The following is a 25,370-nucleotide window of genomic DNA, read 5'->3' as shown; positions in this document are numbered from 1 at the left end:
ACACGATTGGCCGATTCCTCAATCGAATCAGGCACTTGCAGCGGCAAGAGATCTTGTAACGCCCGCGGCGGGCGCACCCGGTCGCAGCTGTAGCCGGGATGCGCGGCGCGCCAAGCCTGGACGCGGGCGACGTGCACGGGGCCGCTGAAGTAGTCGCGGTTGGATGGCTTGGACAACCAGGCGGCCTGGCTGGCTGCCTTGCTCGCGCGCCGGCAATCGACGGCGCAGCAGTAGCGCTGACGTTCACCGCTGCGATGGTCGGGGAGGAAAAACTCCCCGCACGACATGCACTTGCGCTGTCCCGCCTTGGCCATCGTCGCTCCCCAACGAACCCGTCGAGCGCGACAACCACCTCGAGCGAACACTCGTCGGCGCAGAGTCTGAAGAAGAAGGAGAACGGAGCTGAAGAAGACCGTCAGAGACGGTGATCCGAAGAAGACGGATCAGCAAGAACACGCACGTTCAGACCGGCTGAAAGAAGACAAATTCAAGCCGGCGCCCACAGCTGGCCGGCGGGCACCTGGGCGCGGCCAAGGTCGAGGATCTGAACGACCCGCGCTTCGAGTTCGAGAACGTCATCCCGCAGGCGCTCGAATTCCTGCGTGCGGCGGGCCTGGAAGCCAACGTGCCGCTGATCGCCGCCGGCGGCATCCGCTGCTTCGAGGACATCGCGCGCGTGCAAGCCCTGGGTGCTGCTGCCGTGCAGGTGGGCACGCCCTTTGCCGTCACACAGGAGTGCGACGCCGACCCGGCCTTCAAGCGCGTGCTGGCCGAAGCCGGTGATGACGACATGGTCGAATTCACCAGCGTCGCCGGGCTGCCGGCGCGTGCCGTGTTGACGCCCTGGCTGCGCAACTACCTGGCCGCCGAGGCGAAGCTGCAAAGCGTGGCCCATGTCAAGCCCCGCTGCACACTGGCCTTCGACTGCCTGGCGCAGTGCGGGCTGCGCGACGGCCTGGCCGGCTGGGGCCAGTTCTGCATCGACAAGCAACTGGCCGCGGCCCTTCGTGGCGACGTGAAGAAGGGTCTGTTCTTCCGTGGCGTGGGCGCCTTGCCCTTCGGCCACGACATCTGCAGCGTGCACGCGCTGATGACGCGGCTCCTGACGCCTTGCGCCGAGCCCGTCCTTGCCTGAAACCCTAAACCGGAACCTGCTCCCATGCCATCGCATGCCGTCGACCCCACCCTCACCACCGTGGCCACGCCTGCCACAGAGCGCGCTGCGCTCCCTGCGCAGGACATCAGCACCGAGGTGCTGATGGAAAAGTACGCCAAGGACGACGAGACCTCGATCGGGGACGTGAGCCAGCGCGTCGCGCGCGCCCTGGCGCAGGCCGAGCTGCCGGCCCAGCGCGAACACTGGCAGTCGCGTTTTGCGCAGGCGCTGCGCGCGGGCTTCGTGCCGGCCGGCCGCATCCAGTCGGCGGCGGGCACGGGCCTGGCGGCGACGTTGATCAACTGCTTCGTGCAGCCGGTGGGCGATTCGATCTCGCAGGGCGAGGACGGGCACCCTGGCATCTACACCGCATTGACCGAAGCGGCAGAGACCATGCGCCGCGGCGGCGGCGTGGGCTACGACTTCTCGCGCATCCGGCCGCGCGGCGCCTGGGTCGGCAGCACGCAGAGCAGCGCCTCGGGGCCGGTGAGCTACATGCGCGTGTTCGACCGCTCTTGCGAGACCGTCGAATCGGCCGGCGCGCGGCGCGGTGCGCAGATGGGCGTGCTGCGCTGCGACCACCCCGACATCGAAGAGTTCATCCGCGCCAAGGACGGGGGCGACCTGAAGAACTTCAACCTCTCGGTCGGCGTGACCGACGCCTTCATGGCCGCCGTGCAGGACGGTGGCGAGGTCAGGCTGCTGCACGCCGCCGAGCCCGGCGTGGCGCAGAAGGAAGCCGGCGCCCACCAGCTGGGCGCGGCCGACGGCGGGCTGTGGGTCTATCGCCGTGTGGCCGCGCGCGAGCTGTGGGACCAGGTCATGCGGTCGACCTACGACCACGCCGAGCCCGGCGTGCTCTTCCTCGACCACATCAACCGCGACAACAACCTGTCGTACTGCGAAACCATCGCCGCCACCAATCCCTGCGCGGAGCAACCGTTGCCGCCCTACGGCTGCTGCTGCCTGGGCTCGATCGACCTGACACGCTTCATCCGCCAGCCCTTCGAAGACGACGCGCGCTTCGACGAGGCGGCCTTCGCCGAGGTGGCGCGCGTGGCCGTGCGCATGCTGGACAACGTGCTCGACGTGACCGTCTGGCCGCTGCCGCAGCAGCAGGAAGAAGCGCGCAACAAGCGCCGCATCGGCCTGGGTTTCACTGGGCTGGGGGACGCGCTGGTCATGCTCAACCTGCGTTACAACAGCGAGGCCGCACGCGGCATGGCCAGCCGCATGGCCGAGCTGCTGCGCGACACGGCCTACGAGGCCTCGTCCGATCTGGCCGCCGAGCGCGGCGCCTTCCCGCTGTTCACCGCCGACCTGTACCTCAGTGGCGCCACCTTTGCGTCGCGCCTGCCGGCCGCGCTGCGCGAGCGCATCCGCGCGCAGGGGCTGCGCAACTCGCACCTGCTGTCCATCGCGCCCACCGGCACCATCAGCCTGGCCTTTGCCGACAACGCCAGCAACGGCATCGAGCCGGCCTTTAGCTGGACCTACACGCGCAAGAAGCGCATGCCCGACGGCAGCCACAAGGCCTATGCCGTGGAAGACCACGCCTGGCGCCTGTACCGCCACCTGCGCGGCGAGACGGCGGCGCTGACGCCGGCCTTCGTGACGGCGCTGGAGATGAGCGCGCAGTCGCACAGCGCCATGGTGGCGGCGGTGGCGCCCTTCGTCGACACGGCGATCTCCAAGACCGTCAACGTGCCGGCCGACTACCCCTACGCCGAGTTCCAGGACCTCTACCTCGAAGCCTGGCGCTCGGGCCTGAAGGGCCTGGCCACCTACCGGCCGAACAGCGTGCTGGGGTCGGTGCTGAGCGTCACGCCCCCGCCCGAGGCGGCACCCGAGACCACGCTGCACATCGCCGGCGCCAACCGCCGTCTGGCGCTGGACCGCCTGCCGGCGCCGGTGCTGTCGTCGCTGCGCTGGCCGGGCCGGCCTGAACTGCCCGCAGGCAACACGGCCTGGACCTTCATGGTCCACCACCCCTTCGGCGATTTCGCGCTCTTCGTGGGTGAACTGGCCGCGGCCGATGGCCGCTCGGCGCAGCCCTTCGAGGTCTGGGTCAACGGCACCGAACAACCGCGTGGCCTGGGCGCGCTCGCCAAGACGCTGTCGATGGACCTGCGCGCCAACGACGCGGCCTGGCTGCAGCTCAAGCTCGGCGCGCTAGCCACGGTGGCCGAGGAGCGGTCCTTCGAGATGCCGTTCCCGCCACATGGTGAGCGGCGGCTGTTTCCCGGCGTGGTCGCGGCCACGGCCGCGGTGATCCGCTGGCGCTGCGAGCAGCTGAACGCGCTGCCGCAGCCTGGCCGCAGCGCACCGACGCCGGTCATGGACGCGATGTTCAGCATCACTGAGCCGCACACCGGCCCCTCGGGCACGCTGGCCTGGTGCGTCGACATCGACAACCCCGGCACTGGGGAGCAGTTCACCCTGACGCTGAAGGAGGTGACGCTGCCCAGCGCCGACGGCAGCGTGGTGACGCGGCCCTGCGCGGTGGGCTTTTCGGGCAACTACCCGCGTGCGCTGGACGGCCTGGCCCGCCTGTTGTCGCTGGACATGCGCGTCATCGACCCGGCCTGGATCGGCATGAAGCTGCGCAAGCTGCTCAACTACGCCGAACCGCTGGGCCACTTCATGGCCTTCGTGCCCGGCCTGCCCAACGGCGAACGCCGCCAGCAGGTGTGGCCGTCGACGGTGGCCTACATGGCGCGCCTGATCGTCCACCGTTACGCCTTGCTGGGGGTCCTGGACGAAGCGGGTTTCCCGCTGCGCGACATGGGCGTGCTCGAACCGTCGGGCGACGGCCCGGCACGCGACCACGTGCTCGCCGGCAAGGTCTGCACCGAGTGCGGCAACGCCACCGTCATCCAGAAGGGCGGCTGCGAGTTCTGCACGGCCTGCGGTGCCCTTGGTCAGTGCGGTTGAGTTGCTGACGAGCCAGCCGCCGGGCCCCTGTGGCTCGCGTCAGGCAGCGGCCCGTCGCGGGGTGTCCGGTACAGTGGACGAATGAGTCGGTCCTGGAGTTTGTCTGCCAAGCTTGGTGCCATCGGGGCCACCTTGTTGCTGATGGCGTTTGCCTCGATCGGGCTGACGCTTTGGGTGACCTGGCAGTTGGAAGGTGGTGCGGCGGCTGTCAACGAGGCCGGCCGGATGCGCATGCAGACCTGGCGCATGGCCCAGACGCTGGCCCGCTCGGACGAGCAACAGATCGCAGGGCTGGCGGCGCAGTTCGACCAAAGCGTGAGCGTGCTGCGCACGGGCGACCCGGCACGTCCGCTGCTCGTTCCCCACGACGCCCTGTCGCAGCAGGCCTTTGCGGCTGTACAGCGCGACTGGCTGGAGCTCAAGGCCAGGTGGACCGCATTGCCTGGACCGGGTGCCGAGTTGTCAGGGCAGCAGGCCGATGCCTTTGTTTTCCGCATCGACACCTTCGTGTCGGCGATCGAGCATTACCTGTCCCGACTGACGGCCATCCTGAATGCCGTGCAGTTCGTGATGGTGGCCCTGACCATCGGCAGTGCGATTGCCTTGCTGTATTCGGCCTGGCTGTTCATCTTCAACCCGCTGTCTCGGTTGCAGGCCGGGCTGGCCAGAGTCGAGGCGGGCGACTTGGGCGCGCGGGTCGATCCAGGCGCCAACGACGAATTTGGCGCGCTCGCGGCCGGTTTCAACCGGATGGCTGAAACCCTGCAGGGCCTGTACCAGAACCTCGAGTCCAAGGTGCAGGAAAAGACCGAGCATCTGGAGGCGCAGCGAGCGCGCCTGGCGGCCTTGTACAACTCGGCCGCGTTCGTGGCGCGTGCCGAAACCTTGGAGGCGCTGGCGCAGGGCATTGCCAAGCAGGTGCGCCAGGTGGCCCGCGCCGACGCTTCGGCCGTGCGTTGGTCGGACGAGGCCAACCGCAAGTACCTGTTGCTAGCGTCGGATTGTTTGCCGCAAGCCGTGATCGACGAGGAACTGTGCATTCCCACGGGCGACTGCCTGTGCGGCCAGCCTCAGGGGGGCGCCATGACACGGGTGATTCCCATACTGCCGGACGGCCCGGCGTCGCGGCTCGGCCACTGCGCGCGCGAAGGCTTCCAGACCGTCATCAGCGTGCCCGTCAGGCTGCACGAGCGCATGGTGGGCGAGCTCAACCTGTTCTACCGCGAACCCAGGGCACTATCCGACGACGACCGTGCCTTGCTGGAGACCATCGCGAGCCATCTGGCGGGCGCCATCGAGGGCCTGCGTGCAGCAGCCCTTCAACGCGAGACCGCCGTGGCCGAAGAACGCAGCTTCATCGCGCGGGAACTGCACGATTCCATCGCCCAGAGCCTGGCCTTCCTGAAGATCCAGCTTGGCCTGCTGCGCAGCGACATCAAAAGCACGGATGCCGCCCGCATCGACAGGACCCTGGGCGAACTCGACGCCGGCGTTCACGAGAGTCTCGGCGACGTGCGTGAACTGCTGGTGCACTTCCGCACCCGCACCAACAGCGAAGACATTGCACCCGCCTTGAAGACCACCTTGCAGAAGTTCGAGCACCAGACCGGCCTGGCCACCCACCTGGACATCGAAGGCGACGGGATGCCGCTGCCTGCCGACGTGCAGGTGCAGGTGCTGCATGTGGTGCAGGAAGCTCTTTCCAACGTGCGCAAACACGCGCAGGCGCGAAAGGTGTGGGTGGAAGTGCAGCAAACGCCGCAGTGGCGCGTGGAGGTGCGCGACGACGGCTGTGGCTTCGACCCCGATGGCGCCGGCCCCGACGAGACCCATGTCGGGCTGCGCATCATGCGCGAACGGGCACACAACATCGGCGCGACGGTGGAGGTGGCCTCGGTGCCAGGCTCGGGCACTTGCGTGGTGTTGAAGCTGCCCGAACGTTTGGGGCTGGCCGCATGATCGCTGCACAGCCCATTCGCGTGCTGGTGGTCGACGACCACACGCTGTTCCGCCGTGGACTGATTTCGCTGCTGGCGGGCGACACCCGCTTTCAGGTGGTGGCCGAGGCCGGCGACGCCAACGAGGCGCATCAGCGGGCCGCGCAAACCCAGCCCGACGTGATCCTGCTGGACAACCACATGCCTGGCGTCAACGGCGTCGACGCGCTGGCCGGGTTCAAGGCATCGGCGCCCCAGGCCCGGGTGCTGATGCTGACCGTCAGCGAGGACGAGCGAGACCTGGCGGCCGCCTTGCGCGGCGGCGCCCGCGGCTACCTGCTCAAGACGATGGACAGCGAGATGCTGGCCTCGGCCATCCAACGCACGATGGCAGGCGAATCGGTCGTCAGCCCCGAGATGACGAGCAAGCTGGTCAATGCCTTCCAGACGGGGCAGGGCACTGCCACGCCTCCGCCGCCGGCCGTCGACACCGACCCCATCCACAGCCTGTCGCCGCGGGAGCGCGAAATCCTGGCCCTGATCGCCAAGGGCGCCAGCAACAAGGAATTGGCACGCGACCTGAACATCGCCGAAGCCACGGTGAAGATCCATGTCCAGCACATCCTGCGCAAGCTGAACCTCAGCTCGCGTGTGCAGGCAGCGGTGTACCTGGCAGGGCGGCAGGGGTGAACGCCGGGGACGATCTGCTGGACCTGCTTGCGCTGCGTTACTCCGTGGGGCCGAAGTATCTGGCGCCTCCTGGGCCCAGCGCAGAGCAGTGGGCCCGCGCCGCGGACCTGGCTTTGCGTGCGCCCGACCACGGCGGTCTGCGCCCGTTCCGGTTTGTCGTGGTCGGTGACAGCCAGCGCCTTGCATTGGCTGAGATGTTCGCCACGGGTGCGCTGCAACGTGGGCAGGCCGCCGAAGAAGTCGAGCGCGCCAGAGCGCGAGCCTCCAACGGCCCTGGGCTCGTCGCGCTGGTCGCCCGCGTGCGCGACGACGTGCCCGATGTCCCCTCGCACGAGCAGTGGCTGTGCGTCGGCGCAGCGCTGATGAACTTCATGAATGCCCTGCACCTGATGGGCTTTGGTGCCAAGGCGCTGAGCGGTGCTTCGGTGTCCGACCCGGCCGTGCACACGGCGTTCTGCGGGCCGGGAGAACGGCTTGCCAACTGGGTTATCGCGGGCCGTCCTGTCCGTGCGGCGCATCCGAAGGCTGGGGCCGAAGCGTCAGCCGTCATCAGCGGCTGGCGGATGGATCAAGCCTGAGGCACGGTCGCTGCGGTCGTCACGATGACGACGCCGCGCCGGCTGCGCATGGCCAGGCCGATGCGATCGAGTTCGACATCGCTCAGCAAGCGGGTCGCCATGGGCAGCAGTTCGTCTTCCTCGCGAGCGATGTGCTGCTCGTACAGCTGCACGAAGCCCGGTACATCGGCGTCGGCCAGCGTTGAAGCGGCGCCCTTGGCGACTTGCAACAGCCGCTGGCGCATGGAAGCCCAGCGCTGCTCCAGCAGACGGTGATCACGGGACAGCGACGCGGTCAGCTCGCGCACGCACACCGCATCGGAGCCGGCCATGGACTCCAGCAGGGCGGGAAACAGATCCTGCTCCTCGTCCTCGTGGTGGTGGCGCGCGGCAGTATCGAAGTAGCGCATGACGGCGCTCGCGGCCTCTTGCGCAGGGCGGTCCGCGCCATGGGTCTGCAGGTGGGTGACCAGGCGCAGCAGGGTTTCGCATTGATGCTGCACCCGCCCATGGCAGGCCGCCAGCATTTCCAACGGGACTTCGAAGCCGACGGCAGGGGCGCTGTGGCCGGGCAGGGTCAGGGCCATGGTGAGTTTCTTCTGTGGGCCTTCAGGCGCCGCGGCCCGGGCGTGAGGCGCGCCGCGGGGTCGGTGCGGCCACCACTGCAGGCAGATTGCGGCCTGCAGGCTGTCGGTTGAACTTGGCGCCAGCCGCCGACAGGCCTTGCGTCATGTCCGCCAGCGTGGCGCCGTCCAGCGCCTTGAAGTAGCCCGCCAGCGCGTCATCGAAAAGGTGCTTCAGCCGGCAGCTCGGCGTGAGCGTGCAGGCGTTGGTGGCGGCGTCGAAACACTCCACCAGCCTGAAGTCGGTCTCGGTGGCGCGCACCACATCGCCGATGCGAATGGTCTCTGGCTCGGCCAGCAGCCGCAGGCCACCGCCGCGGCCCCGGGTGGTTTCGAGCAGGCCTTGCCGCGCCAGGTCGTTGACGACTTTCATCAGGTGGTTCTTTGAGAGCCCGTGGTGCTCAGCCAGTTCGCCGATCGTCACCAGGCGGTCTCGGTGCGCCGCACAGTACATCAGCACCCGCAGGGTGTAGTCGGTGTATTCGGACAGGCGCATGGCAATCCTTAAAGATGCACGCAGTGTATTGCTTTAAGGGCGGCAAGTCCTTAACATGTACGCATGTTGCATCTTTTGACCGACAGCCCAGTTTGCAGGCTCCAGGGATGGCGTTCACGGCCATGAAGGAACACATCCGCCTGGTCGCCACGGGCGCCCCCCAGACCGTCTCGGCGGCCGCTTCGAACGTACAGTTCCCGCTGCCTGGCTGGCCGCTGTTTCGCCTCGGATTCCGGCCGTTCTACCTGGGTGCGGCCGCGTTCGCCCTGTTCGCGGTCCCGTACTGGATCGCGGGCCTCCTGGGCTTGATGGCGCTGCCTTCGACGATGCCGCCGCTGCTGTGGCACGCCCACGAGATGCTCTACGGCTTTGCCGTGGCGGTGATCGTCGGCTTCCTGCTGACGGCCGGCAAGGCCTGGACGGGCCTGGCCACGCCGCGCGGTGCCACGCTGGCGGTGATGGCGGGGCTATGGCTGGCAGCGCGGCTGTCCGCCGTGGGGGCGCCGTACGCGGTTTACGCCGTTCTGGACGTGGTGCTGCTGCCTTGGGTGGCCTTCGTGCTGATCAGGGTGCTGCTGAAAGCCGGCAACCGCCGCAACCTGCCACTGGGCGCGATCCTGCTGCTGCTGGCGACAGCCAATCTCACCTTTCACGCTGCGGTGCTGGGCTGGCTGGACATCGATCCGCTGCGGGCGCTGCATGCTGGGTTGGCCCTGGTCGTGATGATCGAATGCGTGATCGCGGGGCGGGTGATTCCGGCCTTCACGATGTCGGCGCTGCCAGGCCGACAGCTGAAGGTGCCAGCTTGGCTGGAGCGCAGCACGCTGGCGGGGACGGCGCTGTCGCTGGCGGCCTGGGTGCTGCTGCCCGCCAACCTGGTCACGGCGGCTGGCTTTGCCTTGGCGGCCTTGCTGCATACCGCACGCTTGTGGCACTGGCAACCGTGGCGCACACGGTCGCGACCCATCCTGTGGGTGTTGCATGCAGCCTATGCCTGGTTGCCCGTCGGCTTCCTGCTGCTGGCATGGGCGCAGCTGGGTGGCGTGGCCGCTTCAGCCGGCATTCATGCCCTGGCGGTGGGCGCTACGGCCGGGCTCATCGTCGGCATGGTCACCCGCACCGCCAGGGGACACACCGGTCGCCCGCTGAAGGTGTCGCGTCTGGAGGTGGCCGCCTACCTGCTGGTGGCGGGTGCCGCCGTCGCCCGCGTGCTGCTCCCCTTGGTGTCACCGGCACACACGGCCAACTGGCTGGTGGTGGCCGCAGCCGCGTGGGCCGCGGCTTTCGCCCTCTACCTGTGGGTCTTCACGCCTTGGCTGCTGAGCAGCCGTCTCGATGGCAAGGACGGCTGAGCGTTCCCGTTCCCTCACCGTGCCCACGGCGCGCCCGCTTTCATCTGTTCTGCGCGCCCAGGTGCTCACTTCCCCCTGAAAGGTTCCCATGACTGCAACCCTGATTCAACCCACCTTCGAGCTGGACCTGCGGATCATCGCGCCGCGTGATCGTCACCCGCTGATTTTCGGTCGCTTCGATGCCCTGGCCACCGGCCAGGCGCTGCAACTCGTGAACGACCACAACCCGCAGCCCCTGCGCTATCAGTTCGAGGACCGCGCTCTCGGACAGTTCGAATGGGCCACGCTGGAAGCCGGCCCGTCGGTCTGGCGCATCCAGATCAGCCGCATCGCTGACGCCGTCGCGCCTTCGGCAGGCGCCAAGGGCGACTCCTGCTGCTCAGGCGGCGCCTGCTGCGGTTGACATCGCGCTCGCGCAGCGATGACCTTCGTCGTCACCGAAGCCTGCATCCGGTGCAAGTACACCGATTGCGTGAACGTGTGTCCGGTCGACGCGTTTCGCGAAGGGCCGAACTTCCTGGTCATCGACCCGGATGAGTGCATCGACTGCGCGGTCTGCGTTCCCGAGTGCCCGGTGAATGCCATCTATGCCGAAGAAGACGTAGCCACCGGCCAGCAGCACTTCACGTCGCTGAACGCCGAGCTGTCACGCGAATGGAGACCCATCACAAAAACCAAGCTCGCGCTGCCGGATGCCGAAGCCTGGAGCAAGATAGAACACAAGCTTGGCGAGTTGAAGCGATGACAGCCCGGACGCGATGTGACCGCTCGTTGGCCGGCGCGCCCTGAGCGTGGCAAGTTCCAGGAAGGTCATCCCCATCACGCCGGTATCGGGCGCGAGCGACGACGGCACACAGTTCGTCTCGATGTACCAGAAGCAGGCGACGATCTACCCGCGTGCGGTGAAGGGCTGGTTTGCCACCTGGCGCTGGTTCTTTGTCTGGCTCACGCAGCTGCTGTTCTACGGCCTGCCGTGGCTGCAATGGGGCGGATGCCAGGCCGTGCTGTTCGATCTGGAGGCGCAGCGCTTCTACATCTTCGGCCTTCTGCTCTATCCGCAGGACCTGATCTTCCTGGCCCCGCTGCTGGTGTTGTCGGCCCTGGCACTGTTCTTCTTCACCGCGGTGGCCGGCCGGCTGTGGTGCGGCTACACCTGCCCGCAAACGGTCTACACCGAGATCTTCATGTGGGCCGAACGCCAGATCGAGGGCGACCGCATCGCGCGCATGCGGCTGGACCAGGCGCCCTGGGGCGTGAACAAGATCCTGCGCAAGGGCGCCAAGCAGGTGGTGTGGCTGGCCATCGCGCTGATCACCGGCTTCAGCTTCGTCGGCTACTTCACGTCAATCCGGGAACTGGCCGTCGCCGCGATGGCCCTGGACATGTCGGCGTGGAACGCCTTTTGGGTGCTGTTCTATGGCGCCGCCACCTACGGCAACGCCGGCTTCCTGCGCGAGCAGATGTGCAAGTACATGTGCCCCTATGCGCGTTTCCAGAGCGCGCCGATCGACAAGGACTCCCTGGTCATCGCCTACGACGCCGGTCGCGGCGATCCGCGCGGCTCACGCTCGAAGAAGACGAACGCCGCCGTGCAGGGACTGGGCGACTGCATCGACTGCACCTTGTGCGTGCAGGTGTGCCCCACGGGTATCGACATCCGAAATGGGCTGCAGAACGAGTGCATCGGCTGCGCTGCGTGCATCGACGTCTGCGACGACGTGATGGACAAGATGGGCTACACCAAGGGGCTGATCCGCTACTCCACCGAAAACGGTGTCGTGAACGGCTGGACGCGGCTGCAGATGTTCAAGCGTGCGCTGCGGCCCCGTGTGCTGATCTATGGAGCCGTGTTGGCCTCGGCCAGCATCGCCTTCGCGGCCAGCGTCGCGATGCGCAGCCCGTTCAAGTCTGATGTGGTCAAGGACCGCGGTGCATTGGCGCGCGTGGTGGGGGACGGCACCGTCGAGAACGTCTACCGCACCCAGATCATGAACCGCACCGAGGGCACGCAGACGTACCGGGTGTCCGCTTCCGGCATCGAGGGCTTGCAGGTATTGGCCGCTCCGGCCCATGCCGGCCCAGCCGATGTGGCGTCGGTGTCGGTGAGCCTGCGCCTGCCTTTCGCCGTGGCACAGGGGCTCGCGGGCCGGTCGGTGCCCGTGGTTTTCGAGGTGAAGGCCGCGGTGCCCGAAGCAGGCGATGGCGCGGGCACATCGGCCACCCAATTCGAGAAGTCGGCCTTCTTCGTGCCGCGCTGAGAACCACGGCGCAGGTCAGAGGCTGCGACCTTCGCCCGCCTCCTCGTGGGTGCTGCCATCGCGGATGAGGTACAGCCGCTTGAAGGTCGGGATGATCTTCTCGTCGTGCGTCACGACGATGATGGCCGTGTGGTGTTGCAGGGCCATTTGGTTGAGGATGCGCACCACGGCCAAGGCCCGCTCGCTGTCCAGCGGTGCGGTGGGTTCGTCGGCGAGGATGACCGGGGGCCGGTTCGCCAGCGCCCGGGCGATCGACACGCGCTGCTGTTCACCGCCCGACAGCTCTGAAGGCTGCGCCTGCGCGCGGTGGCCGACATCGAGCGCGGTCAGCAGTTCCCGCGCGCGTTCCCGTGCCTCGGCATTCGGCCGGCCAGCCAGCATGGGCAAAAGGGCCACGTTGTCCGTCACGTCGAGGAACGGGATCAGGTAGGGCGCCTGGAACACGAAGCCGATGCTGTCCCGCCGCAACGCGCGCAGATCGGGGATCTTCCAGCCGTCGTCGTAGATGGTTTCGCCGCCCAGCACCATCTTGCCGCCGCTCGGCTCGATGACGGCGCCCAGGCACTTCAGCAGCGTGCTCTTGCCCGAGCCGGACGGGCCGATGAGGCCCACCACCTCGCCCGGCGCCACCGTCATGTTTACGTCCTTCAGTGCGTCGACGGCGGTGTCGCCTTCGCCGTAGCGCTTGCGCAGGTGTTCAATGCGGATGCCGAGTTCGCCCACTTCAGCCCCCGATCGCCGCAGCCGGGTCGACCTTCAGCGCCACCCGAATCGCCAGCGTGCTGGCCAGCGCGCAGATCACCACCACGGCTACCAGCCCGCGCAATGCGTCGCCCGATTCCAGCAGCACGTACTTCGGAAAGATGGGCGCCCAGAAGGTGGCCGCCACCTTGCCGACGATGAAGCCGATCAGACCCAGGCCCAGCGCCTGCTGCAGGATCATCCCGGCGATGGTGCGGTTGCGCGTGCCGATGAGCTTCAGCACGGCGATCTCGCGGATCTTGCCCAGCGTCATCGTGTAGATGATGAAGGCGACGATGGCCGCGCTGACGATGGCCAGGATCACCAGGAACATGCCGATCTGCTTGGCCGACGTGGCAATCAGCTTGGCGACGAGGATCTCCTCCATCTGCGCGCGCGTGAAGGCTTCCAGGTGCTTCCATCGGCGCACCGGTTCGGCCACGCTCTCGGCGTCGGTGCCGGGCTGCACCTGCACGAGGATCGCGTTGACGTTGCGGTTGTTCGCCTGCGACGCCTGGATCGCCTCCAGCAGACCGGTCACGCCGGGCCGGTTGAGGCTCGGGTTGGCAGCTGTGCGTGCGCGATCGTTGACGATGGCGTCGTTGTCCTTCAGGAACTGTGCTTCCTGTGCGTCCTTCAGCGGGATGAAGACCATCGGGTCACCGCCCGAGGACACCATGCGCCGGGTCAGACCGACGACCGTGTAGTCGTGGCGGCGGATGCGGATGCGCTCGCCCAGCGCGAACCCGGTTCGCACGTCGGCCACGGCCTCGTAGTGGCTGCGCGTGATGTGCCGGCCGGCCACCAAGTAGCCCGGTTCGCCGGGCTGTCCGGGCTCGAAGCCGACCACCATGGCGCGCACGTCGTCGTCGGCGCCTTCCGCCGCGGCGGCACCCACCGTGGCGGTGCGTCTCACCTGCATCGTCAGGTAGGTCACGTTGGCGGCGCGCGCGACGCCCGCCATGCCCAGCACGCTGCGCACCGCGTCGTCGCGCAGGCTGGACGACTCGGCATAAGGCCCCTGCGTGTCCTGCTGCACCACCCACAGGTCGGCACCGCTGTTGTTCAGCAGCGCGCGCGCGTCGTCGACCATGCCGCGGTACACGCCGGCCATGGTCAGCGTCACGCCGATCAACAGGCCCAGGCCGATGCCGGTCAGGACGAACTTGCCCCAGGAGTGGAGGATGTCCCTGCCTGCGAGGCTGATCATGGCTGCTGCCCTGAGAGCGAGTCGACGACGGTGATGCGGGTCTTGGCGCCGAGGTCCTTCTCGCTGCGCACGACGACCGACGCGCCAGGCTTGATGCCTTCGAGCACCTGCACTTGGCCGTCCAGGCTGGTCTGGCCCAGGCGGACCGGCGCGAACTTCAGGGCGCCGCTTTCGATCGTCCACACCCCGGTCTGTGCCTGCACGCGCTTGACGGCGGCGTTGGGCAGCAGTACAGCCTGGGCGGTCGTGGGTAGCGACAAGGTCACCTCGGCCAGTTCGCCCATCGACAGGCTGGCCGGCGCCTGGTCGAGGCTCACAAGGGCCACGCGCTCTTCGGTCACGCTGTCGCTGACGGCTTCGACGCGGGCCACCTTTCCAGCGAATGACTGTCCCGGATTCGACCGCAACACCACCTGCGCCGGCAGCCCGGCGGCGAGCCCTGACGAGCGGCCCTGGTCCAGGCGCACCTTGATCCAAAGGGACGCGGGATCGAAGACGCGCAGCACCGCCTGGCCAGCCACCACCGTCGATCCCGGTTCGGCGTCACGGCTGGTCACCACGCCGTCGGCCGGCGCCAGCAGGCGCACGTTCGCGCGTTGCTGGCGAAGCCCGGCGCGTTCGGCCGCCAGCCGTTGCTGGTCCTGCCGGGCTGCAGTGAGATTGGCATCGGCCGCACTGACGATGGCATCGGCCGATGCCTGCTCTTGCAGGCGCGCTTCGACAGCGCCGGTGCTGATGAAGTTTTGAGCACCCAGTTCGACGTAGCGGCGCGCATTGACCGCCGCGAGTTCCTTGCGGGCCAGCGCGTCACGGCGCTGCGCGTCCGCCGCGGCCATGGCACTACCGGCGCGGGCCACCGAAGCGTCGAGGGCAGCCGTGCGCTCGTCCAGGTCCACGGGGTCCATCTCGGCGAGTAACTGGCCAGCCTTAACCCGGTCGCCCACGTCGACGGTCACCGAACGAACACGACCCGCGACTGTGGGCCCAATCAGGTAGCTGCGGCGGGCCTCGACGGTGCCGATCCCGAACAGTGCCGGCGTGAGCCGGCCTTCGGCGGCTTTGATGATAGTGACGCGAGTGGGCGCCAGCGGCCCGGAGCGCATCACGACGAATGCCATAGCCGCCGCTAGGCCCAGGCCGAGCAGGACCAACACCAGCCGGCGCAATCCAATCGACGACAGCTTCATGAGATCTCCCCGAGGCTGCGCCTGAACAGGGTGAATACACGTTCGCCCTGTGAGCGCATCGCGACTGGCCGGCCGGCCAGCATGGCCTGCATTACCAAGCCCTGGATCAGGCCGACGAAGGTGGTCGCAGCGGCCTCGCGGTCGAGGTCGCCTATCACCTGGCCCTGCCTCACAGCTCGCTCAAGGGTGTCCAGCAGCAGCTTGCGGTAGCCCTGCAGCAGCAAGCGCACCTCCTGTTTGGTCGCGGAGTCGGCGGGTTGCTGCAGTTCATGGAAGATCAGACGCGGCACGCCGGGGTGCGCGATGACGAAGTCGACATGCGCGCGGAACATCGCCGCGAGTGCATCCACAGGCGAAACCGCATCGGCGGCTGCATGGCTCACGGTCTGCATGAGCGCTTCGCGGACCCACCGCGCCGCTGCTACCCAGATGGCGTCCTTGGTGGGGAAATGCTTGAACACCGCACCCTGTGTGACGCCGATGGCCAAGGCGATGTCAGTCGTCGTGATCTGCGCCGGGCTCGTGTCGTGTGCCAGCTGCAGTGCAGCCGCCACGATCTCCGTCTGGCGCTCTTCGGTGGACAGGCGTGTCTGCATGGTGCGGCGTGAAGTGGTAAGTAATGGATGACTTATCAAATATGCGTTGCTTCCAGGCAGATCACCATGACCCCAGTCAAACCCGACCTCCGCCTGTCGAGAAGTTGGACCAGGAGATGCAGCCCTACCGCATCCTCGGCGCGTGCAACCCACCGCTGGCGCACCAGGCCGTGACGGCCGTGCCGGACATCGGCTTGCTGCTGCTCTGCAACGCAATCGTCCGGTAAGAGGTGCCTGGCCGTGTCGTCGTCGGCTTCCTCGATCCGCAGATCATGGTGCACCTGGTTGGCAAGCCGGAGGACCGGTTGGTGGCCGATGCGGCAGAGCAGCGCCTGCGCCGTGCCTGCGAGAGGCTCGGCGGCAGCGCGACCCAGGCCACCTGAGAGCATCCCAGGTCCCTGGCGGCGCCCGGCGTTCGCGGAGAAACGGCTGAATTCCGGCCGTTTCGCAATGCGGAAAGTTTTGTTTCTCATGAGGCTTCGGCACTAGCGCCACCGGCCGGGGCCGAGTAGCGCACCAAGCGGACCGTTCGACATTCGCACGGAACTAGCCCTGGGACACGCTGCACCCAGGGGAGCACTGTCGTCTGGCGGGTCTCTACGCATTGGCGCATTTAGGTTGGTGTGCCGCTAGGCGTTGGCACGCGGAGGACGGACCGATTGTTGAAGTCCGCGAACGGACGCTATGCGGATGCGCGACGCGAAGAACGTTGGCCGAGCCGGCGGGCAGCTTTGTCGAAGCTCGAAGGGCGGCTGAGGGTCGGAAGCAGGTGCGTGTCACCGCGAGATGAACGACAGCAGTAGCGCCAAGCGGCCGTTCGGGGGTGGATCGGTTCAGCGAGGTTGCTCTGGCAGGGGTTGAAAGCGAGCTTCGCCGCGAGACGATGGTTCGTCGGAATCTCCCGACGTCCACCGAGGAACGCCGATGGCCTCGTCTCCATCCCCCGACCCCCGACCCGCCGTCGTGCTGCACGGCGGGCCCTCCATTGCGCCGACCCTGCTGGGGCAGGGCGTACCCCGCCTACCTACCGGCGGCAAGATCCGCGCAGGCATCAAGGTTCTGACGCGCCGCGCTGCCGAGGTGCCGCGTGCGCAGGCGATCTACGAGCAGGGTCTGACGCAGGGCCATTCCTTCGACCAGATCGAGCGCGCCCTGGCCGACGCCTGCCCCGACCTCAAGACACCGCTCGTTCCGCGCAATGTGCCGTGGTTCACCGTCCGCGCGCAGGACTTCCCGAACCCGGAACTGGCGACGCAGATCATTGACCTTTACGGGCAGGACCGCGGTGACGGCCGGCGCCTCTACCGTTTTCCGGTGGTGTTCCCGACCGATCGCTGGCAAAGCGTGATGCCGCACGAACTGGCCACCTGGGGTGCGCAGGACAAGCGCTTCTGGTCCGAGTATTCAGCCCCTGGTTCAGACGGTCAGCGATGGCGCCACTGCATGACGCACGCGCCGGTGCCGGTGGACGCGACCGGGCGCCGCACGGTGCGCCTGTTCGGTGGTCGCAAGGCGATCCCGCGCGAGGACAACGGCGGGCTCTGCCAGCCGGAGTCCTGCCCCGAGTACCAGCAGCGGCAGTGCAACCTCACCGGACGCTTCCTGTTCTTCGTTCCCGGCATCCGCTCGATCAGCGCCTTCGAACTGCACACGCGCAGCTTCTATGCGATGAATGCGGCGATCCGCACTTTCGAGACCGTGGCGTTCCTGCTGGGTGGCCGGCTTGCCGGCTTCCTGGACCGCCAGGGCACGCCGTTCTACCTGACCAAGCGGTTGATGGAGGTGGTGCACATCGACGACCACGGGCGGCCTGCCAGGGTGCCCCAATGGATCATCGAACTGGAGGCGCCGGTCGACGTGGCGACGCTGATGCGCGAGCAGGACGATCAGGACACTGTGCTCCTGCAGGCCGATGTCGCATCTCGCGTGCTCCAGGGCCAACGGGGGAGCGCTTCGTCGACGCCAGAGGTTGTGCCCGATCCCACTGGCGAACCTGCGGCGGCGGGTGATCCGCAGCCTGGCAGATCGTCCAGACAAGATGAGCCGCCCACGCTGGAGCATGTGCTGGCGCAACTGGCGACCATGGGCGTGCCTGCCCAGACCTGGCTAAGCTATGCGGCCACGCGCTGGGGCCCCGGTTGGAAGCTCAATCCGCAGGGTCGGCAACGGGCCTTTGGCGAGCTGGAGCGCTTTCGGAACGATCCCCAGGGATACGCCGACAAGATCAACGCCGAACTGCAGCAGGTGGCATCGTGAGTCGGCAGGGTCACCGTCAGGGCGGAAGCGGCGTGCACTGCACGGAGGTTTCACGCTGCGCAGAAGGGCATCGGCATGGACACGCGTCAGGTCGCCAGTCGCATCAGGTGCGCGTGGCGCACATGTCTGACCTGCACTACGGCCCGCGCCATCTCGAAGAGGCCGACCGCTGCTTCGCGGCGGCGGTGGACCGCGCCATCGAACTTGGTGTCGACGTCGCCGTGCTCTCCGGGGATGCCACCGACCATGCGCTCGACCTGCATGCACCGGCGGCGCTGCGGCTGCTGACGCAGGTGCGCCGCCTGGCCGACCATTGCCCGGTGCTGATGCTGCAGGGCACGTGGTCGCACGAGCCGCCGGGCACGCTGTCGGTGTTCCGGATGCTGGGCAGCCGGCATCGGGTCTTCGTCGCGGACCGGATCGGACAAGTCGCGTTGATGGCGAACTCGTCGCCGCCGGACATGTCGGGGGCCGATGCGCCTGCCGCCGACTTGTGGCTGCCGTCCGAAGGCCCGCGTTTCCCCGAGGTTCCTGCCGGTGCTCGAGTGCTGTTCACCTGCATCCCCTCGATCAACAAAGCGGCCGTGGCGGCATCGGTGGGCGCCACGGCCGCCGCTCAGGCCCAGGGCGAGCAACTGGCCTTGCTGCTGCAGGGCTACGCCGGCATCCATGGCGCGGCCCGAGCTGCCGGCGTGCCGACGCTCGCGGTGTCGCATGGCACGGTCTGCGGCTGCTTGACCGAGCACGGTGTACCGATGGCCGGTTTCGACCACGAGTTCACCACCGGCGCGCTGTTCAGCGCAGGGGCACAGGCCTTCCTGCTCGGCCACATCCACCGGCACCAGGCCTGGACGCAAGGGCAGGGCGACCGGCGCCAGAGCATCGCCTACGCCGGGTCCATTGGCCGCTTCCACCATGGAGAGCAGGGCGACAAAGGGTTCCTGTTGTGGGAGGTGGGACCGGACGGGGTGGACTGCCGCCTCGAGCCGACACCCGCGCGGCGGACCCTGGACATCGTTTTCGAGGGCCGGCCCGATCTGGACCACCTGCGGGAGACCGTTCGCGCCCAGGAACTGGCCGGCGTCAGCGTGCGGGTCCGATGGACCGTGGCCGAGGAGGACCGGCACGAGGTGGATCGCGGTGCCATCGAGCGCGCCCTGTCCGGCGCCGCCGATGTCCAACTGGAAGGGCGGATCGTGCCGGTGGTGCGCACCCGCGCACCGGGCATCTCGCAGCTCGTCAGCCTTGCCGACAAGGTAAGGGCCTGGGCCAAGGCCACGGAGGTCAACGCGGCGCCGCTGCTGGAGTGCCTGGAGCGGGCGACGACCGCCGAGCCCGAGGACATCGTTGCGTCAGTGCTGGCGACGCCCGATGGCAGCGCGGCGCGCCCGAATGCGGCTGCGCCGAGCGGCCTTGACCCGGCCGCGGCGAGCCCGAGACTGGACCTCTTCGAGGCGGCCTGAACCGGCGCCAGGTCCGCGCCAAGGCTTGCCTCGCTTCCGGCAACACCCACCGCGCCGCACAGCGGCGCTGGAGTCATCCCATGCAAGCTCTTTCACTCAGGCTCCGGGGCTTCCGGGGCATCCGCGACGGCCTTGGGCTCGACGAACTGACCCTCGACCTGCAGCGGCTGGCCGAGGGTGCCGCGCTGGTCGCCATCGCTGGCGCCAACGGCCGCGGCAAGTCCACGGTGATGGACAACCTGCACCCTTACCTGACCATGCCGTCGCGGGCGGCGCAGGCCGGGCCGGGCGGTTTCTCGTACTACGACCAGGTCTGCCTGCCGGAGAACGAGAAGGACTTGCACTGGGCGCACGCCGGGCGCAGCTACCGGTCCCAGGTGGTCATCCGCATGAACGGCCGCACCGCGAGCCGCCGCAAGACCGAGGCCTACCTGCTGACGCTGGACGACGCCGGCACATGGTGCCCCGCCGCGCTGCCCGATGGCACCGTCTCCGACGGCAAGGTCGAGACCTATGCCCGATGCGTCGAGGCCATCTGCGGGCCGGCGGACACCTTCTTCACGTCGGTCTTCTCGGCCCAGGGCAAGCGGCAGCTCAGCGCCTATCGCAACGGTGAGATCAAGGCGCTGCTGGCCGACCTGCTGGGGCAGGATGACATCCGCGCGCTCGGCCAGAAGGCGGGAGAGACGGCGCGGCAGCTGAAGGCGGCGCTGGCCGCGCTGCGGGCCGATGGGGCTGCCCTCGATGCCGAGCAGCAGCGGTTGGCGGATGAGGCCCGTCGATTGAGTGGCGCGGACGAGCGGATGCAGGCGGCGCAGACCCGCCGGCAAGCAACCCAGAGCCAGCTGGAGTCGGCGCGATCCCGCGAAGCGTCCTTGCTGGCCCATCACCAGCAGGCAAAGGCCGTCGAGAGCCGGCGCGCGCAGTTGATGGAGGAGCTGACCCGCGCCCGTGCCGCTGGTGACCGCGCGCTGCAAGACCTCCGCGCGCAAGACCGGGAGGCCACGGACCAGTTCGCACGGCTCGACCGGCGTGTCGCGCAGCCGGGGCGAGCAGGTCAGGGCGCAGCGACAACGGCTGGAGTCCCGCGTCCTGTCCTTGCAGCGTGCGCTGCAGGATGAGGCTGCGGTCGCCCGTGCCGGCCGCCGGCTGCCGTTGGCCACCGAGGTGGCGCGTCGCCGCGAGCAGTGTGTGCAGACGGCGCGCGACGCTGTCGAGGCCCTCGCGCGTCGGCGCGATGCCGTCGCCGGGCTCGAGCAGCGCCTGTCATCGCTCGAACGTGAGGCGGGGCAGGCCGCCCTGCAGGCCGAAGACCTGAACCGCCGGCTGGCCCTGAGCAACCGCGTGCCCTGCAGCGGCACGCCCATGCAGGGGCAATGCCAGCTGCTGTCGGACGCCCACGAGGCTGCCGCGCTGGCGCCAAGCGCGCAGCAGCGCATCCGCAAACTGGCCGCTGAGCGGGAAGGGCTTCGGCTTCTACTCCAGTCCTCACAGGAAGCGGTGACCGCCAGCCTCGGTGCACCGCAGGATCTGAGCTGGGCCGAGCGCTGGCTGCGGCAAGCCCAGGTTCGCCAGGCTGCCTATGCGGCGCTGGCGGCGCGCCATGCGGAAATGGCCCAGGCCCGAGCAGGTCTTGGCGGCGCGGCGGACGAACTTGCCGCGCTGCCGGTGGCTCCTGGCCGGTCAGAACCGGCGGGCATCGCGGTCGATACCGAGACCGAGGCCGCCGAGCGCCAGCAGATCATGGCCAGCCGCCTGCGGATTGCCGAGCGCCTGTGTTTTCAGGAAGGGCAGACCCAGGCTTCGATACAGCGACTCCAGTCCACGATCGAGGCACTGCCTGCGCCGATGGACGCAGAGCAACTCATTCGTGCGCGGGCCGAGGTTGAGCGCTCGCAAGGTGGCGTGGCCGAGGCGGAGCAGGCGCATCTGGCCGCAGTCCGTGACGCGCATGCCCTGGCAGCGCTGACGGCTAAAGCGGCGGAGCATCAACGCCGACGCGACGCGGCCGCGTCGCGCACGACACGCGTGGAGCAGGAACTTGCCAACTGGCTGCTGTTCGCCCGTTGCATGGGCAACGACGGCCTGATCGCGCTGGCCAGCGACGATGCAGGGCCGACCTTGTCAGGCCTGGTGAACGACCTGCTGCTGGCCTGCTATGGCCGGCGCTTCACGGTGGCCATCGAGACCTTGCAGGAGACGGCCAAGGGAGAGCAGCGAGAGGGTTTCGACATCCGCGTTTACGACGCGGAGTCGGGCGAGGACAAGAGCGTCGCGGCAATGAGTGGCGGCGAACGGGTCTGGATCAACGAGTGCCTGGTGCGCGCCGTGGCGCTGTACCTGGCGCAGAACACCGGGCGGCGCTACGACACCCTGTTCTTGTGGGCGCCGGCTTGAATTTGTCTTCTTTCAGCCGGTCTGAACGTGCGTGTTCTTGCTGATCCGTCTTCTTCGGATCACCGTCTCTGACGGTCTTCTTCAGCTCCGTTCTCCTTCTTCTTCAGACTCTGCGCCGACGAGTGTTCGCTCGAGGTGGTTGTCGCGCTCGACGGGTTCGTTGGGGAGCGACGATGGCCAAGGCGGGACAGCGCAAGTGCATGTCGTGCGGGGAGTTTTTCCTCCCCGACCATCGCAGCGGTGAACGTCAGCGCTACTGCTGCGCCGTCGATTGCCGGCGCGCGAGCAAGGCAGCCAGCCAGGCCGCCTGGTTGTCCAAGCCATCCAACCGCGACTACTTCAGCGGCCCCGTGCACGTCGCCCGCGTCCAGGCTTGGCGCGCCGCGCATCCCGGCTACAGCTGCGACCGGGTGCGCCCGCCGCGGGCGTTACAAGATCTCTTGCCGCTGCAAGTGCCTGATTCGATTGAGGAATCGGCCAATCGTGTCGAGGCTCCCGGGGCGCCCCCGACCGTGGCGTTACAAGATCTCTTGATCGCCGAATCGCCTTTGCTGGCGGGGCTTGTGGCCCATCTGTTCCAGCCGGCGCTACAAGATGACATGGCCAGCACCACCCGGCGCCTCGTACAACTTGGGCGCGACGTGATCAACGGGAGGTGCGGTGAAGGCCATCAAGCAGCTACTTCGGCCCGAGCGGCTGCGCCAGGTCCCCGAGCAGTTCAGCTGGGTTGACCAGGCGCTCGTGCAGCAGCACTTCATCGACCGCTGTGAGGCCCGCTCGGCGGCGCTGTACCTGTTCCTGGTCACGGTGTCCGATGCCCAGGGCCTGAGCTACTACGGCTCGGCCACGCTCGCCCGGCGGCTGCACCTGAGTGACGAGCAGTTCGCCGCGGCACGCCAGCAGCTCATCGAGCTGGATCTCATCGCCTATCGCTCGCCGCTGTACCAGGTGCTGGCCCTGCCGGGGACCGTGGCGGCGCAGCGCCCGGCGCCGCGTCCACCGGGCGTTGCCGGGGCCAACACCGGCGGCCAGCCCGTGAGCCTGGCCGCGCTGCTGCAGCAGGCTCGAGCGCGCCGTGGTTGACTACGAGACCTACTGCCGCATCCGTGACCACCTGGTGCGCCAGCAACTCACGGTGGCGCAGACCGCGCGAGCGCTGGGCCTGGATGTACGCACCGTCGCCCGGTGGGCGCAGGCCGAACAGTTCCGAGCGCGCAAGGCCGTGCTGCGCGCCAGCAAGCTCGACGCCTTCAAGGGCCAGATCGTGCGCTGGCTCGACGCCCACCCGTACAGCGCCCAGCAGATCTACCAGCGGCTGCTCGAGGCCGGCTACGGCGGCGGCATCACCATCGTCAAGGACTACGTGCACCGCATCCGCCCGCGACAGCGGCCGGCCTTCCTCAAGCTGGACTTCGAGCCGGGCGAGTGCGCGCAGCTCGACTGGGGTGAGTTCGGCACCGTCGCCGTGGGCAACACGCGCCGGCGCCTGAGCTTCTTCGTGATGGTGCTGTGCTACAGCCGGCGCATGTACCTGGAGTTCACCGTGTCGCAGGAGATGGAGTTCTTCCTGGCCTGCCACGAGAACGCCTTCGCCGCCTTCGGTTCAGTGCCCGCGCGGCTGATGGTCGACAACCTGAAGTCCGCCGTGCTCAAGCGCCTGGTCGGTGAGGCGCCGGTGTTCAACCCCAAGTACCTCGACTTCTCGCGCCATTGGGGCTTCCAGATCACCCCCTGCAACGTGGCTTCGGGTTGGGAGAAGGGACGCGTGGAGAACGGCGTGGGTTACGTGAAGAAGAACTTCCTGGCCGGCCAGGAGTTCATCGACTTCAGCGCCGTGCAGCCCGCCGCGCAGCTGTGGGTGGACACGGTGGCCGACGTGCGCGTGCACGGCGCCACCCAGCGCCGACCCGTGGACATGTTCGAGGAAGAGCGCGCCCGCCTCAAGCGGCTCAACCCCGTCGGGTTCGACCTCGCACGCGTGCGCACGGCAAGCGTCAACAAGCAGTTCCGCGTCGCGCTGGACTCCAACACCTACTCCGTGCCCTCGCGCCATGTGGGTCAACGCCTGACCCTGAAGGCCTGGGCCGACCGCTTGTGCATCTATGCCCACGACCAACTCGTCGCGCTCCACGCGCGAAGCATGCAGCGCAACAAGGACTTCGAGCTTGCCGAGCACGCCCAGCAACTCGCCCAGCAGCGCAAGAGCGCCCGCGAGCAACGCCTGCTGGTGCAGTTCCTGGCCCTGTCGCCGCGCGCCCAAGCCTACCGCGAGGGCCTGGAGGCCCGGCGTGTGAACGCCCGGGTGCACCTGCGCCAGATCCTCGCCCTGGCCGAGATGCACGGCCGCGAGGCCGTCGAGCGCGCCATCGACGACGGTCTGGAGCTGCAGGCCTTCAGCGCCGAGTACATCGCCCACATCCTGGCCGCGCGCCGGCGCATCGGGGCCGAGCCCGCCGCCCTGCAGCTCACCCGCAGTGCCGACCTGCTCGACATCGAGATCCCCGCGCCCGACCTGTCCATCTACGACCGTGAGTGAAGGAGCGACAACCATGCGAGCACGCCACGCCCACCCCGATGCCCTGTCCGCGCAGGCCAAGCTCACCGCGCTGAACCTGCCGTTCATGCGCGAGAACTACCAGCCACTGGCCAAGGCCGCCGCCGACAAGCAGTGGTCGCACTTGGCCTACTTCGCCGAGCTGCTCAACGGCGAGGCCGCCCAGCGCGAGGACCGACGCGTGCAGCGCTGCATCCGCCAGGCCCGCTTCCCCGTGCTCAAGACCATCGACAAGTTCGACTGGAACTGGCCCACCAAGATCAACCGGCCGCAGATACAGAACCTGTTCCACCTGGACTTCGTGGCCCGGCACGCCAACGTGGTGTTCATCTCCGGCGTCGGCCTGGGCAAGAGCCACTTGATGACGGCCCTGGGCTATGCAGCGTGCCAGCGCGGGCACTCGGTGCTGTTCACCGGCGCCATCGACATCATCAACACGCTGGCCACCGCGCAGGCCGCCGGCGGCCTCAAGCGGGCGCTGGCAGCCTACGTCAAGCCCGAGGTGCTGTGCATCGACGAGCTGGGCTACCTGCCCATCGACAAGTTCGGCGCCGACTGCCTGTTCCAGATCATCAGCCACCGCTACGAGCGCGGCACCACGCTGTTGACAACGAATCGCCCGTACAAGCAATGGGCCGGGATCTTCAACAACGACGCGACCCTGGCCTCGGCACTCCTGGACAGGCTGCTGCACCACGTCGAGACCGTCGTGATCGAAGGCAAGAGCTACCGCGGCCAGTCACACGCCGAGATCTGAAGCACGCCGGCATCCACTGCGTGCCGCGTCAGCGCCGGCATCACGCCACTCCCTCCGCGATCCCCTCAGCATTTCGAAACCGGCCAGAACTCAACACGTTCGCACCGGCGCCCACAGTTCTCCGACGAGACCGATGGGCCGCTGGACCCGGAGCGCAAGCGCATGTTCATGGCGATGAAGCGGCGCGTGCTGGAGCTGGGTGGCTA

21 protein-coding genes and 2 pseudogenes are annotated in these 25,370 nt (G+C 68.2%); 17 read left to right on the top strand and 6 right to left on the bottom strand.

Annotated features, from left to right (window positions below):
- Positions 1 to 505 precede the first annotated feature (505 nt).
- The 5 genes from KA711_12770 to KA711_12750 all read left to right on the top strand — a co-directional run bounded on the left by KA711_12770 (position 506) and on the right by KA711_12750 (position 7,295).
- Positions 506 to 1,135: a nitronate monooxygenase gene (locus KA711_12770; GenBank protein MCM0609843.1), complete on the top strand. Its 630-nt coding sequence runs from the start codon at positions 506 to 508 to the stop codon at positions 1,133 to 1,135.
- Positions 1,136 to 1,159: 24 nt separating this feature from the next.
- Positions 1,160 to 4,090, top strand: coding sequence for an adenosylcobalamin-dependent ribonucleoside-diphosphate reductase (locus tag KA711_12765; GenBank protein MCM0609842.1), 2,931 nt, complete (start codon positions 1,160 to 1,162; stop codon positions 4,088 to 4,090).
- An 81-nt stretch (positions 4,091 to 4,171) separates the two neighbouring features.
- Positions 4,172 to 6,049, top strand: a complete 1,878-nt coding sequence (locus KA711_12760) for a type IV pili methyl-accepting chemotaxis transducer N-terminal domain-containing protein (GenBank protein MCM0609841.1) — start codon at positions 4,172 to 4,174, stop codon at positions 6,047 to 6,049.
- Entirely contained in the window at positions 6,046 to 6,717 is a 672-nt protein-coding gene (locus KA711_12755; protein ID MCM0609840.1) for a response regulator, read from the top strand. The genes KA711_12760 and KA711_12755 overlap by 4 nt, the downstream gene beginning before the upstream one ends.
- Positions 6,714 to 7,295: a nitroreductase family protein gene (locus KA711_12750; protein MCM0609839.1), complete on the top strand. Its 582-nt coding sequence runs from the start codon at positions 6,714 to 6,716 to the stop codon at positions 7,293 to 7,295. The genes KA711_12755 and KA711_12750 overlap by 4 nt, the downstream gene beginning before the upstream one ends.
- Here the strand turns inward: KA711_12750 and KA711_12745 are convergent.
- Positions 7,286 to 7,861, bottom strand: coding sequence for a hemerythrin domain-containing protein (locus KA711_12745; protein MCM0609838.1), 576 nt, complete (start codon positions 7,859 to 7,861; stop codon positions 7,286 to 7,288). The genes KA711_12750 and KA711_12745 overlap by 10 nt on opposite strands.
- A gap of 22 nt (positions 7,862 to 7,883) precedes the next feature.
- Positions 7,884 to 8,393, bottom strand: a complete 510-nt coding sequence (locus tag KA711_12740) for an Rrf2 family transcriptional regulator (GenBank protein ID MCM0609837.1) — start codon at positions 8,391 to 8,393, stop codon at positions 7,884 to 7,886.
- A gap of 122 nt (positions 8,394 to 8,515) precedes the next feature.
- On the opposite strand from KA711_12740, the gene KA711_12735 reads away from it, so the two are divergent.
- From KA711_12735 to ccoG, 4 genes are all read left to right on the top strand, one after another.
- A complete protein-coding gene (locus KA711_12735) occupies positions 8,516 to 9,745 on the top strand; it encodes an NnrS family protein (protein ID MCM0609836.1) in 1,230 nt (409 codons plus the stop codon).
- A gap of 88 nt (positions 9,746 to 9,833) precedes the next feature.
- Entirely contained in the window at positions 9,834 to 10,148 is a 315-nt protein-coding gene (locus KA711_12730) for a DUF2249 domain-containing protein (GenBank protein MCM0609835.1), read from the top strand.
- Positions 10,149 to 10,166: 18 nt separating this feature from the next.
- Entirely contained in the window at positions 10,167 to 10,490 is a 324-nt protein-coding gene (locus KA711_12725; protein MCM0609834.1) for a ferredoxin family protein, read from the top strand.
- Between the two features lie 121 nt (positions 10,491 to 10,611).
- A complete protein-coding gene (gene ccoG / locus KA711_12720; protein MCM0609833.1) occupies positions 10,612 to 12,003 on the top strand; it encodes a cytochrome c oxidase accessory protein CcoG in 1,392 nt (463 codons plus the stop codon).
- Positions 12,004 to 12,018: 15 nt separating this feature from the next.
- Here ccoG and KA711_12715 read toward each other — a convergent pair whose 3' ends face one another.
- From KA711_12715 to KA711_12700, 4 genes are read right to left on the bottom strand one after another with little or no spacing between them, the layout of a single operon-like run.
- Positions 12,019 to 12,726, bottom strand: coding sequence for an ABC transporter ATP-binding protein (locus KA711_12715; protein MCM0609832.1), 708 nt, complete (start codon positions 12,724 to 12,726; stop codon positions 12,019 to 12,021).
- A gap of 1 nt (position 12,727) precedes the next feature.
- On the bottom strand, positions 12,728 to 13,954 hold the full coding sequence (locus tag KA711_12710; GenBank protein MCM0609831.1) for an ABC transporter permease: 1,227 nt from the start codon (positions 13,952 to 13,954) through the stop codon (positions 12,728 to 12,730).
- The gene (locus KA711_12705; protein ID MCM0609830.1) at positions 13,951 to 15,141 is read right to left on the bottom strand and encodes an efflux RND transporter periplasmic adaptor subunit; all 1,191 of its coding nucleotides are present in this window, start codon (positions 15,139 to 15,141) and stop codon (positions 13,951 to 13,953) included. The genes KA711_12710 and KA711_12705 overlap by 4 nt, the downstream gene beginning before the upstream one ends.
- Positions 15,138 to 15,737: a TetR family transcriptional regulator gene (locus KA711_12700; GenBank protein ID MCM0609829.1), complete on the bottom strand. Its 600-nt coding sequence runs from the start codon at positions 15,735 to 15,737 to the stop codon at positions 15,138 to 15,140. The genes KA711_12705 and KA711_12700 overlap by 4 nt, the downstream gene beginning before the upstream one ends.
- Positions 15,738 to 15,760: 23 nt before the next feature.
- Here KA711_12700 and KA711_12695 point away from each other — a divergent pair.
- From KA711_12695 to istB, 8 genes and pseudogenes are all read left to right on the top strand, one after another.
- Positions 15,761 to 16,120, top strand: a pseudogene (locus tag KA711_12695) (DUF302 domain-containing protein).
- 541 nt (positions 16,121 to 16,661) lie between these two features.
- On the top strand, positions 16,662 to 17,993 hold the full coding sequence (locus tag KA711_12690) for a hypothetical protein (GenBank protein MCM0609828.1): 1,332 nt from the start codon (positions 16,662 to 16,664) through the stop codon (positions 17,991 to 17,993).
- A gap of 107 nt (positions 17,994 to 18,100) precedes the next feature.
- Positions 18,101 to 19,360, top strand: a pseudogene (locus KA711_12685) (metallophosphatase family protein).
- Between the two features lie 326 nt (positions 19,361 to 19,686).
- Complete coding sequence (locus tag KA711_12680) at positions 19,687 to 20,577, top strand: hypothetical protein (protein ID MCM0609827.1); 891 nt, start codon at positions 19,687 to 19,689, stop codon at positions 20,575 to 20,577.
- The gene (locus KA711_12675) at positions 20,555 to 21,853 is read left to right on the top strand and encodes a hypothetical protein (GenBank protein ID MCM0609826.1); all 1,299 of its coding nucleotides are present in this window, start codon (positions 20,555 to 20,557) and stop codon (positions 21,851 to 21,853) included. Before KA711_12680 ends, KA711_12675 begins: the two co-directional genes overlap by 23 nt.
- Before the next feature lie 660 nt (positions 21,854 to 22,513).
- Entirely contained in the window at positions 22,514 to 22,936 is a 423-nt protein-coding gene (locus KA711_12670; protein ID MCM0609825.1) for a hypothetical protein, read from the top strand.
- The gene (istA, locus tag KA711_12665; protein ID MCM0609824.1) at positions 22,929 to 24,389 is read left to right on the top strand and encodes an IS21 family transposase; all 1,461 of its coding nucleotides are present in this window, start codon (positions 22,929 to 22,931) and stop codon (positions 24,387 to 24,389) included. Before KA711_12670 ends, istA begins: the two co-directional genes overlap by 8 nt.
- Positions 24,390 to 24,402: 13 nt before the next feature.
- Positions 24,403 to 25,164, top strand: a complete 762-nt coding sequence (gene istB / locus KA711_12660; GenBank protein ID MCM0609823.1) for an IS21-like element helper ATPase IstB — start codon at positions 24,403 to 24,405, stop codon at positions 25,162 to 25,164.
- The last annotated feature ends 206 nt before the right edge of the window (positions 25,165 to 25,370 follow it).

The sequence above is a fragment of the Ideonella sp. WA131b genome (genome assembly GCA_023657425.1).
In the GTDB taxonomy this organism is placed as follows: domain Bacteria; phylum Pseudomonadota; class Gammaproteobacteria; order Burkholderiales; family Burkholderiaceae_C; genus Rubrivivax.
The sequence above is the reverse complement of the archived record's forward strand: the minus strand, read 5'-3'. Positions and strand labels throughout refer to the sequence as shown.